This window comes from Gemmatimonadota bacterium, assembly GCA_021295815.1.
Classification (GTDB): domain Bacteria; phylum Gemmatimonadota; class Gemmatimonadetes; order Longimicrobiales; family Gaopeijiaceae; genus JAGWBQ01.
Genome location: JAGWBQ010000005.1, coordinates 44,336 through 61,222, shown reverse-complemented (window position 1 = coordinate 61,222; position 16,887 = coordinate 44,336). Strand labels below are relative to the sequence as shown.

General features: G+C 67.3%; 13 protein-coding genes. 1 reads left to right on the top strand and 12 read right to left on the bottom strand.

The features are described 5' to 3' along the window. Window positions 1–115: 115 nt before the first annotated feature. On the top strand, window positions 116–1,372 hold the full coding sequence (locus J4G12_02970; GenBank protein MCE2454769.1) for a mechanosensitive ion channel family protein: 1,257 nt from the start codon (window positions 116–118) through the stop codon (window positions 1,370–1,372). 59 nt (window positions 1,373–1,431) lie between these two features. Here the strand turns inward: J4G12_02970 and J4G12_02965 are convergent, their stop codons facing one another. The 12 genes from J4G12_02965 to rny all read right to left on the bottom strand — a co-directional run bounded on the left by J4G12_02965 (window position 1,432) and on the right by rny (window position 16,855). Next, the gene (locus tag J4G12_02965; GenBank protein MCE2454768.1) at window positions 1,432–2,379 is read right to left on the bottom strand and encodes a CopD family protein; all 948 of its coding nucleotides are present in this window, start codon (window positions 2,377–2,379) and stop codon (window positions 1,432–1,434) included. Between the two features lie 81 nt (window positions 2,380–2,460). After that, window positions 2,461–2,859 carry a copper resistance protein CopC gene (locus tag J4G12_02960; GenBank protein MCE2454767.1) on the bottom strand — a complete coding sequence of 133 codons (399 nt, stop codon included), beginning with the start codon at window positions 2,857–2,859 and terminating at the stop codon, window positions 2,461–2,463. 1 nt (window position 2,860) lies between these two features. Next, entirely contained in the window at window positions 2,861–3,802 is a 942-nt protein-coding gene (locus J4G12_02955) for a proline dehydrogenase family protein (GenBank protein MCE2454766.1), read from the bottom strand. Next, window positions 3,802–6,918: a hypothetical protein gene (locus tag J4G12_02950; protein ID MCE2454765.1), complete on the bottom strand. Its 3,117-nt coding sequence runs from the start codon at window positions 6,916–6,918 to the stop codon at window positions 3,802–3,804. The genes J4G12_02955 and J4G12_02950 overlap by 1 nt, the downstream gene beginning before the upstream one ends. Window positions 6,919–7,196: 278 nt before the next feature. After that, the gene (recN, locus tag J4G12_02945; protein MCE2454764.1) at window positions 7,197–8,876 is read right to left on the bottom strand and encodes a DNA repair protein RecN; all 1,680 of its coding nucleotides are present in this window, start codon (window positions 8,874–8,876) and stop codon (window positions 7,197–7,199) included. A 1-nt stretch (window position 8,877) separates the two neighbouring features. Then, window positions 8,878–9,792 carry an NAD(+)/NADH kinase gene (locus tag J4G12_02940; GenBank protein MCE2454763.1) on the bottom strand — a complete coding sequence of 305 codons (915 nt, stop codon included), beginning with the start codon at window positions 9,790–9,792 and terminating at the stop codon, window positions 8,878–8,880. 36 nt (window positions 9,793–9,828) lie between these two features. Further along, window positions 9,829–11,745, bottom strand: a complete 1,917-nt coding sequence (dxs, locus tag J4G12_02935; GenBank protein MCE2454762.1) for a 1-deoxy-D-xylulose-5-phosphate synthase — start codon at window positions 11,743–11,745, stop codon at window positions 9,829–9,831. A 53-nt stretch (window positions 11,746–11,798) separates the two neighbouring features. Continuing rightward, complete coding sequence (locus tag J4G12_02930) at window positions 11,799–12,734, bottom strand: polyprenyl synthetase family protein (GenBank protein MCE2454761.1); 936 nt, start codon at window positions 12,732–12,734, stop codon at window positions 11,799–11,801. 7 nt (window positions 12,735–12,741) lie between these two features. Then, complete coding sequence (xseB, locus tag J4G12_02925; protein MCE2454760.1) at window positions 12,742–12,927, bottom strand: exodeoxyribonuclease VII small subunit; 186 nt, start codon at window positions 12,925–12,927, stop codon at window positions 12,742–12,744. A 110-nt stretch (window positions 12,928–13,037) separates the two neighbouring features. Continuing rightward, entirely contained in the window at window positions 13,038–14,249 is a 1,212-nt protein-coding gene (gene xseA / locus J4G12_02920) for an exodeoxyribonuclease VII large subunit (protein MCE2454759.1), read from the bottom strand. Next, window positions 14,239–15,141 carry a bifunctional 5,10-methylenetetrahydrofolate dehydrogenase/5,10-methenyltetrahydrofolate cyclohydrolase gene (locus tag J4G12_02915; protein MCE2454758.1) on the bottom strand — a complete coding sequence of 301 codons (903 nt, stop codon included), beginning with the start codon at window positions 15,139–15,141 and terminating at the stop codon, window positions 14,239–14,241. The genes xseA and J4G12_02915 overlap by 11 nt, the downstream gene beginning before the upstream one ends. 43 nt (window positions 15,142–15,184) lie before the next feature. Beyond that, the gene (rny, locus tag J4G12_02910) at window positions 15,185–16,855 is read right to left on the bottom strand and encodes a ribonuclease Y (protein MCE2454757.1); all 1,671 of its coding nucleotides are present in this window, start codon (window positions 16,853–16,855) and stop codon (window positions 15,185–15,187) included. Window positions 16,856–16,887 lie beyond the last annotated feature (32 nt).

The window sequence follows — 16,887 nt, the reverse complement described above, 5'->3', positions numbered from 1 at the left end:
TCGCCCGCTCAGTCTCTGGTCGACCGCGCTGCCCGTGCTGGGATTCCTGGCATCGACCGCCGCCACCGCGGCACTCGTTCTGATCTCTCCCCTGGACTGGCTGCCCTCCCGGTGGATGAACCTCGCGCTGGCGGGAGGCGTGCTGATTGCGATGGCCTGGCTCGCCGGGATCTCCGCCCGCACCGTGTCGGTCACCACGCTCGCGCAGCTCGCGGGACGGACCCGGACCACCATCGACGACCGAATCGTCGACAGCGAGGCCATCCCGCGTCTGGCGCGAGCGGTGCCCTGGATTCTCATCTACTTCGGCGTCCAAGCGGTATTCGCGGTGCAGCTCAACGACGTGGGAGACCTCGTCATGCAGTCTCGGGCGGCTCTCGGAGTGGAGATCGTCAGAAGAATCGCACTTGCCTTCGTGATCATCTCCCTGACTCTGGCGGTACCGTCGCTGCTCTCCACCGTCAACAACATCTACAGCGACAGCTATGGGGACGCCAGACGCCATCCGATCAAGGGCTATCTCCAGGTCGTCGCCATCATCGCCTACGGCGCGGCGGCGCTTGCGGTGGTCGCCGTGCTGGCGGGGATCGAACCGGGCGCCCTGTTCGCCGGCCTCGGCGCCCTGACCGCGATCCTGCTTCTCGTCTTCCGCGACACCATCCTTTCGCTCGTGGCCAGCGTGCAGCTGGTGTCGAACGACATGATCCGGATCGGCGACTGGGTTTCCATGCCCCAGGCTAACACCGACGGCGACGTGATCGATGTCGCGCTGCACACGGTCAAGGTACAGAACTGGGACAAGACCATCTCGACGATCCCCACCAGCAAGTTCATCACCGAGTCCTTCAAGAACTGGCGAGGGATGTCGGAGTCGGGCGGCAGGCGCATAAAACGCTCCCTCAACATCGACATGAACTCGGTGCACTTCCTGGAAGGTGAGGAGATCGCGCGCCTCTCGCGTTACGAGTTCATCCGGGACTACATGCGGCGGAAGCTCGAGGAGATCGGCCAGTACAACACGGGCAAGGGGCTGACCGCCGACGGCCTGGTCGACGGCGGCCCGGACGGAGAGCTGATTCCGGAGCGTCGTCGCCTGACCAACATCGGCACGTTCCGTGCCTACATGGAACACTACCTGCGTCACCACCCCAGCGTGCACAAGGAGATGACCCTGCTGACCCGACAGCTCCCGTCAGGCCCGCAAGGGATCCCTATCGAGATTTACTGCTTCTCGAACGACACCGCGTGGGCGGTATACGAAGGACTCCAGGCCGATATCTTCGACCATCTGATCGCGATGCTGCCCGAGTTCGGACTTCGGGTCTTCCAGAAGCCGAGCGGCCAGGAGCTGGTCCAGGCGGTACGGGGATGATCGGTCCGGTGCGGATGCCACGCAGCGGCGCCACCGCAGGAAACTCGGTCCTCGGGCTTCTAACCCGGAGGGCTCGTCCTGACCAGTACCGCCGTGACCGCGATTACCAGTTGCGCGAGCAAGAGCTCGGCAAAGGCAGCCCGCTGGAGAGCTGAGCGTGCGGGAGCCGCGTCCCGGGAACCTTCGGCCCAGGCAGCCAGGAGACGGGGACGCAGCCGCCTCCAGTTGAGCGCACCGACACCGAGCGCAGCGACGACCAGGACGATCTTGGCGGCAAGGAGACGGCCGTACGTCGTTCCGAACAGGTCCGCAGGAGACTCGAGCCGCAGATATGCCGCGAACGATCCGGTGAGGACGAGAACCGCCGCCGCCGCAAGGGCCGTGGGCGAGAAGCGTGGGACCGTGAGCGGCAGGAGGGAGCGCCGGGCCGCGCCGCGTCTCCTCCGCCAGCTCCACTCGCAGATCAACATTAGAGCGAGTCCGCCCATCCACACGCCGGCGGCGAGCAGGTGGAGAGCGTCGCCGCCCACCGTCAGCCAGCGCGGAGCGGGGGTCTCCATCATGGCGTGGCCGGTGGTCGCCGGAAACGCGCACAGGATCAGGGTGAGGAAGCTCGCGACCACGATTCCGGCCCGTCGGCCCGGAGCGTCGCACCTGGTGGAGATGGAGACGTGGAATGTCGCTGCCGCGAGAATCGCCGTGGCGAGAGCCGCCATCCAGTAACCGGCCCAACTCGAACCGATCAGGAAGCGAGCATCTTCCTGCCAGGTCGCGAAGGGGTCCCGGAACTCGAAGAACTTGACCGCTGCCGCCGCGAGCAACGCGGCGACCAGACCGAGGGCGGCGAAACGACCGGTCCGTACGGCCCGGTCGGCTATGAAAGCTGAGGCTTCTGCCGACGCGGCGCCCGCCTCGACCTTGGGGCTAAAGAGCCAGAGAGCCGTCGCCGAACCGACCAGCAGAACCAGGCCGGTGAAGAGAAACCAGTTGGAGAGCGCGGCCGTCACATGACTCAGCCGTCGCGCTTCTCGGCTTCCCCGGCCTTCCTCCTCGGCTCGAACGAACGGTGCGTCAAGTCCGGCGGGCCGTCAGCGACCGACTACCGTAACGGTGAAGTCTCCGCTGACCACATGGTTGTCGTCGGCGATGGCGCGCCAGGCCACGGTATGGACACCGGGGGACGCCGGAGCCTCGAGCGAGGCGAGGAAATCCGTGTCGTCCTCCGGGTTGACGTTCACGGTCGCTCGCTCGACCTCGCCGGCGGCGGCGGTCAGGCGCACTCTCACCGATCCCTCCTGCGGAGCCTGCGAAAACCAGAGTCGCACCCGCTCCAGACTCTCGACCTCGGAACCGGGCGACGGCGCTGCGGAGTCGAGCCTCAGATGGAGTTCGGCCGAGGCGCTCTCCGGCGGCGAGGGCGTTACCGATATCGAACCCGCCGTGAGGAGGGCGGACAGTGCGAGAACGGATAGAAGGAAGCTCTTCATGTCAGCGGGCGGGAAGCTTACGCTGGCTGCCTGCGATCTGCTTGAGAACGAACCACAGATTCGCCGGTCGCTCGGCCAGTCTTCGCATGTACCACGGAAACCATTCCTCTCCGTAACTGATCAGGACACGCACCTGGTGGCCTTTTTCGGCGAGTCGCGCCTGTTCGTTCCGCTCGATCCCGTAGAGCATGGCGTACTCGTAATCTCCGGGCGATAGCCCCAGCTCGGTGGCCGCAGCCTCGGTTCCGGCGATCATCCGGGGGTCGTGGGTGGCGATTACCGGCCGCCCCTCACCTCCCGCCGCCTTCGCCTCGAGCATCAGACGGGCGATGTGCAGGAAGTTGGCGTCTACCGCCGCCTTGTCGGGAAACGCGACCTCAGGGGACTCGAGATATGCCCCCTTCACCAGTCGGAGAGAGGTGCCAAGCGGCAAGAGGCTCCGCAGGTCGTCCTCGACTCGCCTGAGGTAGGCCTGGATGCAGACCCCGACGTGCTCGTCCTCCTCCCGCATGGCCTTGAGAAGATCGAGGGTCCGATCGACGTAGGGGGAGCCCTCCATGTCCATCCAGACCGGAACAGGCCGCGCGGCGCGCGCCAGTCGTCCGAGCCGGTCCAGCGTGTCGGGAAAGGAGTAGTCGAGACCGAGCTGTGTGGGCTTTACCGAAATCTCGACATCGAGCTCGAACGCCCGGATGAGCTCGACGGCCTTAAGATAGTGCTCCAGCACCGCGTCGGCGTCGTCGGGCGAGTCGAGGTTTTCGCCGAGCTGCGTGATGGTGGTACGGATGCCTTCCCCGGCCAGAACACCGGCCGCCCAGAGAGCGTCCTCCAGTCGCTCGCCAGGCATGAACCGCTTGGTCGCCCTCTTGACCGGGCCGAATTGCGGGAGACGACTGGCAAGAAAGTGATTCGTGGAAGCCCAGAGCAGAACGGAACGGAACATCAGACCTCGCTTTCATGGAAGGGCACGTAGCCCGCCGCTCGCAGGCGCTCCCGGTATGCGGCGACCGGCCCCTCCATGATCGTCTCGACGGTCTCGACTATCTCATCGGCCGCCGCTCGGGCCTGCCTCATCATGACCCGGGTGTTAGCCGACGGCGATCCCTCCTCGCCGGTGATCCGACCGACAGGCGCGCCCACCAGGCGCGCGACGGTACGGCGACCGCACAGGCCTTGACACTCCGGCCCCGTGAAGAGCCGGCGCACGGTGTCCCGGAGGTCGCCGAGCAGCTCTTCACCCATCTCGACGAGGCCGACCGAATCCTGAGGAAGCGTGTTCAGGACCGTCTCCACGCCCTCGACGACGGCGGTCAACCGCTCCCTGGCCTCGTCGACCTCCCTGACCGCTGCGTTGGCCTCGTTGAGGGCCTCCCTTTGGGCGATCAATTCGGCGGGGCCGACACCCGTCCGCAGGTCCGCGACCACCTCCAGAGTCGCCTCGGACACCTCGTCGCCGGCGAGCGCTCGAACCGCATAGCTGCCGGGCAGGACCGCGAGCTGCGAGGGAAAGACGGTCTCGTCGGCATCGCCTCCGGGACGAAGGTTCCAAACCTCTCGGTTGACGCCCGCCCCGGTCTCGACCGACGTGGAGTAGACGAGGGCGCCGCTGGTGTCGGCGATCTCGATCACCACCTCGCCTTCCTCGGGCGTCCAGAACGAGATCAGAGCTCCAACCGGCCGGGTCTCGCCCTGCTGCATGGCATGTCCCGTGGAACGATATCCGATGGCCTCGGCGACCGTGACGCGTCGGGCAGGTGGCGGTTTGAAGACGTGTATCCCACCTCCGACGATCTCGGGGGCGGCGGCAAGTTCGCGGAGAGGTCGCACGTCGTCGATCACGATCGCCGCCCTGCCGTGCGTGCCGAGCACGAGGTCCCCGTCGCGAGGATGGACGCGCAGGTCACGGACCGGAACGACCGGTACGCCCGCCCTGAAGGGTTCCCAACTGGAGCCACGGTCGAGACTCGCTTCGAGCCCGAACTCGGTCCCCAGGAAGAGGAGGTTTTCCTCCACCGGATCCTCCTCGATGGCGTGAGCGAAGCCGTCCACGTCGGCGCCGGCGAGCGGGCGCCAGGTCACCCCGTAATCCTCGGTCGCGTACAAGTAGGTGGTCCAGTCGCCCCGTCGATGGTCTTCCGCCACCAGGTATGCGCGTCCCGGGAAGTGCCGGGAGGGCTGGACGTCGGGAATCCAGATGCCGGTGGGAAGCCCGGGCACGGCTGGAGCGACGTTGGTCCAGCTCGCACCGCCGTCCATGGTGAGCTGGACGTTGCCGTCGTCGGTCCCCACCCAGATGACGCCAGGCTCCAGAGGGCTCACAGCAACCGAGAGAATCGTCGTGTGCAGTTCTGCTCCGGAGGCGTCGGTGGTGAGGCCGCCGCTCTCCCAGGCCCGCTGCTTGAGGGGGTCGTCGGTGGTGAGATCGGGCGAGATGATCTCCCAGGTGCGCCCCCGGTCGCGGCTTCGGTGCAGGAACTGGCTGCCCAGATAGATGGTCTCGGGGTCGTGCGGATCCCAGGCGAGACCGGCGTTCCAGTTGAAGCGGAGGTCGATGCCGTCGGGGTGAGCCGGACGGATGGAGCGTCGAGCCCCGGTCAGCTTGTCGAAGTGCTGGAGGTTGCCGCCCTGCGACATCGAGTACCCGTAGCGGTCGGGGTCGGAGCGATCCGGCATGACGGTGAAGCCGTCGCCGCTGCCTACCCTGCGCCAGTGTGCGTTGAGGACGCCCTTGTTCTCCCAGACCGTGCTCGGACCGTACCAGGAGCCGTTGTCCTGGAGTCCGCCGTAGACGTTGAAGGGCACGGCGTCGTCGGTCTCGATGCGGTAGAACTGCGCGAGAGGCAGATTCTCAACGAAGCGCCAGTTGTCGCCGCGGTCGTAGGTGAACGCGATTCCGCCGTCTTCGCCCAGGATCATTCTCTCCGGGTCGTCGGGATCGATCCAGAGCTCGTGGATGTCGCCGTGAACGATGGCGCTGGGCACCACGGTCCTCCAGGAACGACCTCCGTCCTCGCTCACATCTACCGTCGAGGCGAGACGGTAGATGCGGTTTTCGTTCTTGGGGTCGATGCGGATGTCCGCGTAGTAGAACGGACGCGGATTGATGCCCGGAGCGTCCGAGACCGTTCGCCAGCTCCTTCCGCCGTCGTCGGAGCGCAGTAGCGCCGACTTCTCCGCTTCCACGAGCGCATAGGCCACGTCGGGGTCGGAGGCGGAGAAGGCCACCCCGCTTCGGCCCAGGTCGCCTTCGGGCATGCCGTCGGCGGCGGTCAGTTCGCGCCAGGAGTCGCCGCCGTCCGCAGTCAGGAAGACCCCCGAACCCGGACCGCCCGAGTCGAAAAACCAGGGCTCTCTACGGAACTCCCACAGAGTGACCAGGAGACGATCGGGATTCGACGGATCCATGACCGCGTCGCCCACCCCGGTACGCTCGCCCCGCCGCAGCACGTTGTCCCAGGTTCGTCCTCCGTCCCGAGTGCGGTAGAGGCCGCGCTCTCTGCCGTCGGACCAGGCAGGCCCCATGGCCGCGACGTACGCGATGTCGGGATCGACGGGATGGGTGACGATCCGGTGAATGCGCTCGGAGTTTTCGAGCCCCAGACTCTCCCAGGTTTCGCCTCCGTCGAGCGAGCGATAGAGACCGCGACCCACACCTGCACTGTTGCGCGGGTTGCCTTCGCCGGTTCCCACCCAGACCACGTCGGGATTGGGCTGGAAGACCGCCACCGCGCCGATGGAAAGCGCATTTTGCCCGTCGAAGACGGGGTTCCAGGTGATTCCGCCGTCGACCGACTTGAAGACGCCGCCGGTGGCGGATCCCACGTAGACGATGTCCCGATCGGACAGGACGACCTCGATGTCCGAAACCCGTCCGCTCATGCCCGCAGGTCCGATATGGCGGGCTTCGAGAGCGGAGAAGAGGTCGGGCTCCTGCCGACCGGTCAGCGGGAGCGGGACTCCGGTAAGCGCGAGTGCGGCGAGCAGGACCGGCCCAGCGAGCAGGGCTCGGGCAGCGGGGGCCGCGCGGTGCGCGGGCGGGCGAGGGTGAGGACTCTTCAACGGGGGCTCCATATACGTCAACGGGGGCTCCATGTACGAACGCGAAGTCGATATTCCGGAGGCGCCGGAGGCCGAGGCGCCGGCCGCGAGGGACCGTTTTCCGGATACCCGCCAGGCCGTGATCGGTGCGACCTGGGCAGGCCGCAGTCGCCGCGACCGGTCAGCGCGGATCGAACGGGTCCGGAAGATCCCGGGCCGCCAAAGCTCCAGTACGCTCGGCGAGCGGAACCGTGACCTGCCGACATGCGTGAAGTCGAGCCAGCGAGGGCGAGACTCCTTCAGGCTCGATCGCCGCGCCTTCCCCTACCCAGCAGTTCGCGGGCGTGCCGGCGAGAGGCTGCGGACCGAGGATCGCCACCCAGCATTCTGGCGATCTCTCCGACCCGTTCGCGCCCCCGGATCCGCCTGATCGACACGGTGACGGTGTCGGCGGCGACCGCCTTCTCCACGACGAGGTGAGTCCGGGCCTTGGAGGCGACCTGGGCGAGATGGGTGACCACGATCACCTGGTGTTCGGACGCCACTTCGGCAAGCTTGGTTCCCAAGCTGTTCGCCACCGCTCCGCCCACGCCCGCGTCCACCTCGTCGAAGACCAGGACCGGAGTGCCGTGAGCCGACGCCAATGCGGCCCGTAGGGCCAGCATGATGCGCGAAAGCTCTCCTCCGCTCGTCACCTGGCTCAGGGGCGCCGGGTCGAAGCCGGGGTTCGCCGTGGCCAGGAAGTCGATGCGCTCGGCTCCGTCGTCGGTAATTTCGTCCCTAGCGGCGAGTTCGACCACGAAGCGCGCCCCTTCCATGCCCAGCGCCGGCAGGATGCCCGCCACCGCCTCCGCCAGGCGGGCGCTCCCGGCGTCGCGGAGCTCGGTCAAGCCTGCGGCAGCGCGCTCCAGACCGGCCGAAGCCTCTTCGCACCTCGCCGTGAGAGCTGCGAGATCCCTCGCGGAGCAGTCGAGCGCCTCGAGTTCGCGGCGAGCTTCCGAGGCTGCGGCGAGCACGTCGTCGAGGTCGGGCCCGTACTTGCGTCCGATCCTCTGAAGTTCGTCCAACCGCGAGCGCAACCTTGCCAGCTCGGCGGGATCGTGATCGATACGGGAAGCGTAGTCGCCCAGCGCACGTCCGACCTCCTCCAGGGCCATGCCGGCCTCTCCGACGCGGGCCGCCTCTTCGGCCAGAGCCGGGTCGAAGCGGCTGAGCCCTTCAAGCGCGGAGCGGACGACGTCCACCTGCTCGGTGAGCGAGCCGTCCTGTTCGTAGAGCAGCTCGTAGGCTTGCGCGGCGCCTCGGGCCAGGTCCTCGGAATGTTCGAGCGTGCTCGCGCGGCGGCGCAGCTCGTCGTCCTCGTCTCGCGTCGGATTCACATTCTCGATCTCGCTCAGCTTGAAGCGGAGGTAGCCGGCTCTCTGTGCCGTCTCCTTCAGGCCCTTCTCCAGCGATGTGAGAGCGTCGCGGGCGAGCAGGTTTTCGCGGTGGAGATCACGCACGCGCGCCGCCGCCGGCCCGGCCCCGGCGAAGGCGTCGAGGAGATCGGCCCTCGCACCCGGCCTTGAAAGCGACTGATGTTCGTGCTGTCCGTGTATGTCGACCAGGTGAGAACCGAGGGAAGCTAAGACGGAAACCGTGGCCGGCGAGCCGTTCACCCAGGCTCTGTTGCGTCCTGCGGCCGCGATCTCGCGACGGAGAATGAGAAGACCTTCTTCGATTTCGAAGCCCCCCGTCTCCAGCGCCTGTTCGATCTCGGCGTTCCCGTGCACGTCGAATACCGCCTCGACGATCGCCTTTTCCGCCCCGACCCGAATCACGTCGACGGAGCCGCGCGCACCCATTATCAACGCCAACGCGCCGACTATGACCGACTTGCCGGCACCGGTTTCTCCCGTGAGAACGTTGAGTCCTCGGTGGAGTTCGACGATGAGTTCCGAGATGACGGCGTAGTTCCTGACCCGGATCTCGATCAGCACCTCATCCTCTCTCTGGAGGACGAGCCGCCCAATTCAGTTTCCTGCGCATTGTGCGGAAGAAGGTATGGCCCGGAAGGCGGACGAGCTCGCAACTGCGTTTCCCTCTGCGGATGCGCACCTCGCGGTTGGCTGAAAGCTTGCCCGAGAAACGTCCGTCGGCGGTCAGGTTCAGTTCCTCGCCGGCGTCGGGCGTCCTAATCCGCAGCGCGGCGTCGGCCGGGATCACGAGCGGGCGCACGGTCAGGGAGTGGGGGCAGATGGCCGTCACGACCAGGCACTCCACGCCCGGCGAGATGATGGGCCCTCCGGCCGAGAGCGAATATGCCGTCGATCCGGTGGGAGTGGTGACGATTACGCCGTCGGCGGTGAAGTCGCCTATGAGCTGGTCGTCGCCCTCGTCGGCCATCGCAAGCTCGAAGGCGGCCACGCGAGCCGCGCCCACGGTGTGGACGACGATGTCGTTGAGCGCTTCCACGAGCTCCCCGCCGTCGCCGTCGATCTCCGCAGTGAGGGTGAACCGTCTGTCGAGTCTTGCCTTCCCGGCGAGCACCATGCCCAGCCCCTCCTCCATCTCGGCCTCCGAAGCGGAGGTGAGGAAGCCCAGCCGGCCCAGATTCACGCCCAGCACGGGCACGCCCAGGTCCATGGCTCGCCTCGCCGCCCTGAGCATGGTCCCGTCGCCTCCGAGGGAGACGATCAGGTCCGGACTCGGGCCGGATCCCAGACGAAGGATCGAAGTTCCGAGCAGCCCGTCCGGCTCCGGCGCCCGTTCCTCGTCCGGCTCGAAGGAGAGGGCGATGTCGCGCTCGGCGGCGAACGAGACCAGACGGCCGATGACGGGAGTCTCCGGGAGTCTCTTCCGCAGCACCACGCCTGCGGTGCGCACCTCCGGTCCGAACCCGCCTACCCTGCTCACGTCCCGGCGTCGAGCGCGGTAGCCGTTCGGTGCCGCTTACCCGGCGGCAACGGTCATCTTCATTGGGGCTTGCAGCGCCGCCAGCACCTTGTCCGCCACGCTGCCCGCGTCCAACCCGATGTCCGCGAGCAGCTCCTCCCGTGAGCCGTGCTCGACGAAGTCGTCCGGCATGCCGAGCGAGATCGTGCGCGGCGGGCGGCTCAACGAGAGATCCGCCAACTCCCTGGCCATGAACGCCCCGAAGCCGTTGGTCACCGTACCCTCCTCCATCGTGACCAGGAGTTCGTGGCCTTGCGCGAGGCGGGTGAACTTCTCGCGGTCGTAGGGCTTGAGGAAACGACAGTTGACCACCGTGACGTCGACCTCCCGTTCGTCGAGGCGTCCGGCCACCTCCAGGGCGGTCTCGACCATGGTGCCGACGCAGAGCATGGCGCACCGCGAACCCTCCCGCAGAATCTCCCATGTGAAAGGCTCGACCTTCGGGATCCTGGCGAGCGGCGGTACGTCATCGGGGGTCCGATCACGCGGCCAGCGCACGCTCCACGGCCCCTCGTTCGAATCGAGCGCCAGACGAAGCAGGGCGAGCATCTCGGAGCCGCTCCTCGGCGCCGTGACCGTCATCCCCGGGACGGCGAGCATGTATGCGATGTCCAGTGCGCCGTGGTGAGTGGGTCCGTCGGCTCCGGCGATCCCCGCCCGGTCCATGCCGAAAACCACGGGCAGTCGCTGGAGAGCGACGTCGTGGACGATCGAGTCGAAGGCGCGTTGTAGGAAGGTGGAGTAAATGGCCACCACCGGCTTGACACCCCTGGTAGCCAGACCGGCGGCGAAGGTGACGCCGTGGCCCTCCGCTATCCCCACATCGAAATAGCGGTCCGGGTGCGCCTTCTGGAAGATGTCGGTGGAGGTGCCGTCCGGCATTGCCGCTGTGATGCCCACCACGCGCTCGTCTCGGTCGGCCAGCTCGATGAGCCCTCTGCCGAAGATCTTCTGGTAGCGCGGACGGGAGGACGGCCCCGAGGCGCTTCCCTCCCCCGTGGTGCGGTCGAAGGGGCCGGACGCGTGCCAGGTCCATGGGTCGCCCTCGGCGAGGGAGTAGCCCTTCCCCTTCGTCGTGAGCGCGTGCACCAGTATCGGCCCTTTCATTCGACGGACGTTTTCGAAGGTGCGCACGAGCTCGTCGACGTTGTGGCCGTCCACGGGGCCGACGTAGCGGAAACCCAGCTCCTCGAAGAGCATGCCGGGGCCGAATACGTGCTTGACGCCGTCCTCGATCTTGCCCGCCACCTCCTCGAGGGTGTCGCCCAGGGAGGTGGGAGTGCGTCTGAGCACGCTTCCGACGATCCCGCGCACGCGGTCGTAGATCCGGCTGGTCATGACGCCGGTGAGGTACTTGTTGAGTGCGCCGACGGCTGGGGCGATGGACATGTCGTTGTCGTTCAGGACGACCACGAAATCCCGGTCGGTATGGCCCGCGTTGTTGAGGGCCTCGTAGGCCAGACCGCAGCCCATGGCTCCGTCCCCGATGATCGCGACCACGTCGAAGTCCTCGTCGCCGAGGTCGCGCCCCACCGCCATGCCCCAGGCCGCCGATATCGAGGTGGCCGCATGGCCCGCGCCGAAAGTGTCGTACTCGGACTCGTCGCGTCTCAGGAATGGCGCCAAACCCTTGAAGGTCCTTATGGTCGGCAACTTCTCGTTGCGGCCTGTGAGCACTTTGTGGATGTAGGCCTGGTGCCCGGTGTCCCACACGAGCTGGTCGCGAGGCGTGTCGAAGGCATAGTGGAGCGCCACGGTGATCTCGGCCACGCCCAAGGAGGCGCCGAAGTGACCGCCCTTGCTGGCCACGACGTCGATATGGCGGTCGCGAACCGCCGACACGACCTCTTCCAGCTTCTCCGCCGGGAGACGTCTCAGATCTTCCGGCGAGTTTATGCGATCAAGTATTGACATGGTGCATGCCTCCTGGCATTAGGTTTGCCATGCTGGTCTCGCGAGCAAGCCGGTTAGCGCCGACGGCTTACGACCAGCTCGGCGAGAGCGCTTAGGACGGGCGTGCCGAGGCCTGCCCCGTCGAGGGCGGCGAGAGCTCGCTCGGCCTCCTCGCGTGCCCTGGCCCTGGCCGCTTCCACGCCCCAGTGCGAAACATAGGTCGACTTACCGAGTTCCGCATCGCTCGGTTCCTTGCCCAAGGTGGCCGCATCACCGGTCGCGTCGAGGATGTCGTCCACGATCTGGAAGGCCAGTCCGAGAGAGGCTCCGTAGCGGTGAAGCGCCTCGATCCTCTCCGCCGAGGCGGCGGCGGCCCGTGCCCCCATCTCCGGAGAGACCGCGAGCAGGGCGCCCGTCTTGCGGCGATGGAGGTCGTCGAGCTCCTCGATGCTCAGGACCCGGTTCTCGGCCATGAGGTCGAGCCATTGCCCCCCGACCATGCCGGGTGCGCCGGAGGCCCGTGCCAGAGCGATGGCCGCCTTCCGGCCGCCGTCGGTTCCGCATTCGAGGGCCGCCGAGGACTCGAAGGCCAGAAGAACGGCGGCGGGAATCAGGATGGCACCCGCGAGCATGGTGGCGCGTTCTCCGTAGACGAGATGCGGCACCGGTGTCCCCCGCCGGAGCTCGGCGTCGTCCATGCAGGGCAGGTCGTCGTGCATGAGGGAGGATGCGTGCACGAGCTCGATGGAGGCGGCGAAGTCGAAGAGGGCATCGTCGGAAGCCTGCCCGCCGCAGGCCCGGTAGGCCGCCGCGCAGAGAAGCGGTCGTATGCGTTTGCCGCCGCCCGAGACGGCGTAGGCGCTGGCGGAATTGATCTTGTCCGCGACGAGATTCCCCAGCCCCTCCGCGAGCCAGCTCCCTGCGCGGTCGAGAGCGCGGTCCACCTTGCCCCTCCCCTCACGGAGGTAGTGGGCCAGCTCGATGCCGGCGGCGTCTTCGGGCGGAGCCATTGCTGCCCTACTTCGAGCTCGGGCCCCGGTCGCCGGTGCGCTCTTCGGCGAACGGTCGCGTACGTCCACCCTCGATGATCTCCTCGACCTTGCGCTCGGCGCGGGTGAGCACCTGCTCGGTGATCCTGACGTGTTCGATACCTTCCTCGAAGAGGGCGAGCGTCTCGTCGAGCCCCAAGCGCCCGGACTGCATCTCGGAAACGATCTCGGCGAGCCGGGCGAGGTGGCTTTCGACGTTCCGCGCATCCCCTTCCGACCGATCCGCCGGCGAGCTCTGCCGAACGTTCACGGACTCTTCCGGACTCACAGGGCGTCCCCGGACGCGCGGCACGCCACTTCCCCGTCCGTCACCCTCAGCGAAAAGCGGAAGTCCGTCGGGAAGTCGGCGCGACGGCTGAGAACGCGGCCGTGGGCATCGCGAGCGACCGAGTAGCCGCGGGCCAGTGTGGCAAGAGGGGATATGGAGTCGAGAAGAGCGGCCGATTCGGAGAGTTCCCGCCTTCGGCGGGCCGTGACGCCGTGCACGGCGTTCTCCATTTCGGAGCGAGTTCCCGCCACGCGACCGCGCAACCGGTCGATCATCTTCGTTCCCGCCCTCTCCAGCTCCAGCGAGCGCTCCCGGAAGAGCTGGCGACGCGACCGCGCCACGTCCCGCAGGCACTCTCGCAGCACGGTCCCGGTTGCCGTCAGCTGGGAAAGCGTGTCGCCGGCGTGGGAGACCGCGAGCTCCGCGGCGGCGGAGGGCGTCGGGGCCGCGCGGTCGGCGACGAGGTCGGCGATGGTCCGATCGACCTCGTGACCGATCCCGGTGAGAACCGGCACCGGCGACTCGACTATGGCTCGCGCGACCGGCTCCTGATTGAAGGCGAAGAGATCCTCGGGTCCTCCGCCGCCCCTGCACAGGAGGATAACGGCCGGGTCGTGTTCCGTCGCCCTCTTCATGGCCCGGGCTATCTGTTCGGCGGCGGCTTCGCCCTGGACGACGGTGGGACTCACCACCACTCGCACCCAAGGCGCCCTGCGCCCGACCACCGACAGCACGTCGTGGACAGCCGCCCCCGCCGGGGAGGTGACCACCGCGACGGTCTGCGGATGCGCGGGAAGCCGGCGCTTACGGGCCGGGTCGAGCAGCCCCTCGGAATCGAGGAGCGAGCGTAGACGGTCGAAGGCTATCTGCCAGAGCCCTTCCCCGCCTTCGGCCTCGATCCTCTTCGCCCGGAGCTGGAAACTGCCTCGGGCCTCGTAGATGGTGAGCTGTCCGAAAACGCGAACGCTCGCGCCTCTTTCCGGTTCCATGGGCAGCCGCCAGGCATCGTCGGCGAAGAGCACGCAACGCAGTTCCGCCCGCTCGTCGATCAGAGTGAAGTAGCGGTGGCCGGACCGGGACCTCGTCCAACTGCCGACCTCGCCGGCCACCCAGAGCAGGCGCGTCTGGCTCTCGAGAAGCCGTTTCGCGGCCTGGTTGATCCTCCAGACCGACCAGACGGCTTTGGGACCGGGGACCCTAACCGCCAAGTTTCGCCTCGAACTCGATCTCCGCCGAGCGCAGCGTGTTGGCCAGCAGCATGGTGATCGTCATCGGGCCTACGCCGCCCGGCACCGGGGAGATCGCAGAAGCGACCTCGCTCACCTCGTCGAAGAGCACGTCCCCACATACCCTGTATCCCTTGGACCGCCCCGGAGCCTTCACCCGATTGGTGCCCACGTCGATGACGACCGCGCCCGGCTTTACCATCTCGCCGGTTATCATCTCCGGTCTGCCGATCGCAACCGCCAGGATGTCGGCCTGACGGGTGTGGAGGCTCAGATCGGGAGTTCGCGAGTGGCATACGGTGACGGTCGCGTTTCCGCCCCGTCCCTTGCGGGAGAGGAGGTTCACCAGCGGCCGTCCGACGATGTTCGAGCGACCCACCACCACCACGTGCTTCCCCGAGGGGTCGTTGCCGCTGCGTACCAGCATCTCGATCACCCCGACCGGCGTACACGGCGCGAAGAAGAAGCCGGAGCCCGTGGAGAGTCGTCCGACGTTCACCGGGTGGAAGCCGTCCACGTCCTTGGAAGGAGAGACCGCCTCCAGCACCGCAGCCTCGTCGATTCCGTGGGGCAGAGGTAGCTGGACCAGGATGCCGTGGACGTCCGGATCGGCGTTCAGGCCGGCCACCAGACCTAGAAGCTCGTCCTGGGTCGCATCGGCGTCGAGCGTGATCTGGCGCGACGATATGCCCAGCGCAGCGGCGGTCCGGTTCTTCATGTCCACGTACATCTGCGAGGCGGGATCTTCTCCCACCAGCACGGTCGCGAGCCCCGGCGTCGGCCCGCCCGCGTCCTTCAACCTGGCGATGCCGTCTTCGATTTCCGATCGCAACTCCTGGGCGATCGACTTCCCCGAGATGATCTCGGCGCTCATAAGGCTCTCCTAGGTCGGTCCCGGGACGGCGATTCCGCAGGAGTCATTGGGCGTATTCCTCGGCCTTGGTCTCGCGGACGATCAGGACCTTGATCTTGCCGGGGAAGCGAAGCCCATCCTCCAGGCGCTTGGCTATCTTCTTCGAGAGCGGTCCGATATCGTCGTCGCCCACGGCATCAGGCTGAACCATTACCCTGATCTCACGTCCCGCGTGGAGAGCGAAGGCCCGTTCCACCCCATCATGGGTCATGGCGATCTCCTCCAGCTTCTCGATCCTCTTGACGTAGTCCTCCGCCATCTCGCGCCGCGCACCCGGCCGGGAGCCGCTGATGGCGTCAGCCGCAGTGACGAGGAAGGTTTCGGGGAAGAGGTGGTCTTCCTCATCGTGGTGGGCCTTGATGGCGTTCAGCACTATGGGGTGCTCGTTCTGGCGTTTGCAGAGCCGATAGCCCAGCTCCACGTGCGTTCCTTCCTTGTGGTGGGGGAAGCCCTTGCCGATGTCGTGCAGGAGCCCCGCCCGCTTGGCGAGTTCGACGTTGAGACCGAGCTCCGCGGCCATGGTCCCCGCGAGCCAGGCGACCTCCATGCTGTGCTGGAGTTGGTTCTGTCCGAACGAAGTGCGGAAGTGCAGCATCCCCAGGCGCCGGTGGATCTCGTGCGGGACGCCGGTGATCCCGAGATCGCGCATGACCTCGCTCGCCGCCTCCCGCATGGTCTTCTCGATCTCGACCCGCGCACGACGGGTCTGGTCTTCGATGCGCGACGGATGGATGCGGCCGTCCTCGACCAGACGCTCGAGCGCGATCCGGGCCACCTCTCGGCGACGTGGTTCGAAACACGAGAGCACGACCGCACCGGGGGTGTCGTCGATGATCACGTTCACGCCCGTCTCCTTTTCGAACGAGCGGATGTTCCTGCCCTCGCGACCGATGATCCGTCCCTTCATCTCGTCCGACGGAAGCTCGACGACCGAGACCGTGCTCTCCGCGGTGCACTCGGCCGCCATTCTCTGGATGGCGGCGGTAATGATCTTGCGGGCCTCGTCCTCGCCGTCGGCGCGGGCCTGCTCCACGATCTCGCGCAGGCTCTGCTCCGCATCGAGACGAGCCTCCTCGCGCATCATCTCGACGAGGGTCTGCTTGGCCTCCTCGGCGCTCAGCTCGGCGATCTCTTCGAGAGCCTTGCGCACCCGCCCCTCGCGTTCTTCGAGTCGCGTGCCACGTTCGAAGTGCTCCATGACGAGCCGGTCGAGGTCGACCTGCTTCCGATCCAGTTCGGCGGTGCGTTCCCGGAGTTCGCTCTCGGTGCGATTCGCCTGGCTCTCGCGTGCGTCCAGCGATCGCGCGCGCCCGTCGAGGCTCGACTCCCGCTCGCGGAGCCGCTCGGCCCGGCGGTCGGCCCGCTCGGCACGATCGCTCAGGGCGGAGGCGCTGTTCACCTGTCTGCGTTCCAGTCGCTCGACCTCCTTGCGACGCCGGCCCTCCTCGTGCTCCCACTCCTCGCGGAGCCGGTAGCTCGCCTCGCGACCGGCCAGCTCGCCCTCCCGCCTCAGGCTCTCCGCCTCCAGCGTCGCCCGCGCGAGGAGGGTGTCGGCCTCCTCCCTGGCCACCTGGACGGCGAGCGTTCCGGCCCGTTCCCGCCTGCGGGCGACGAGAATCCCGGCGATCAGGCCCAGCAGCAGGCCCGCCGTCGCAAAGAGAGCGGAGGAGAGCACTAGTGTTCCGCGGACGGCGGTCCGGAGTGGAT

What these genes read in the sequence shown, in the direction of transcription:
- J4G12_02970 (MCE2454769.1), top strand. Translation starts at nt 116, where the DNA reads ATGAACCTCGCGCTGGCGGGAGGCGTGCTGATTGCGATGGCCTGGCTC.
- J4G12_02960 (MCE2454767.1), bottom strand. Translation starts at nt 2,859, where the DNA reads ATGAAGAGCTTCCTTCTATCCGTTCTCGCACTGTCCGCCCTCCTCACG.
- J4G12_02955 (MCE2454766.1), bottom strand. Translation starts at nt 3,802, where the DNA reads ATGTTCCGTTCCGTTCTGCTCTGGGCTTCCACGAATCACTTTCTTGCC.
- dxs (MCE2454762.1), bottom strand. Translation starts at nt 11,745, where the DNA reads ATGTCAATACTTGATCGCATAAACTCGCCGGAAGATCTGAGACGTCTC.
- J4G12_02930 (MCE2454761.1), bottom strand. Translation starts at nt 12,734, where the DNA reads ATGGCTCCGCCCGAAGACGCCGCCGGCATCGAGCTGGCCCACTACCTC.
- xseB (MCE2454760.1), bottom strand. Translation starts at nt 12,927, where the DNA reads ATGCAGTCCGGGCGCTTGGGGCTCGACGAGACGCTCGCCCTCTTCGAG.
- J4G12_02915 (MCE2454758.1), bottom strand. Translation starts at nt 15,141, where the DNA reads ATGAGCGCCGAGATCATCTCGGGGAAGTCGATCGCCCAGGAGTTGCGA.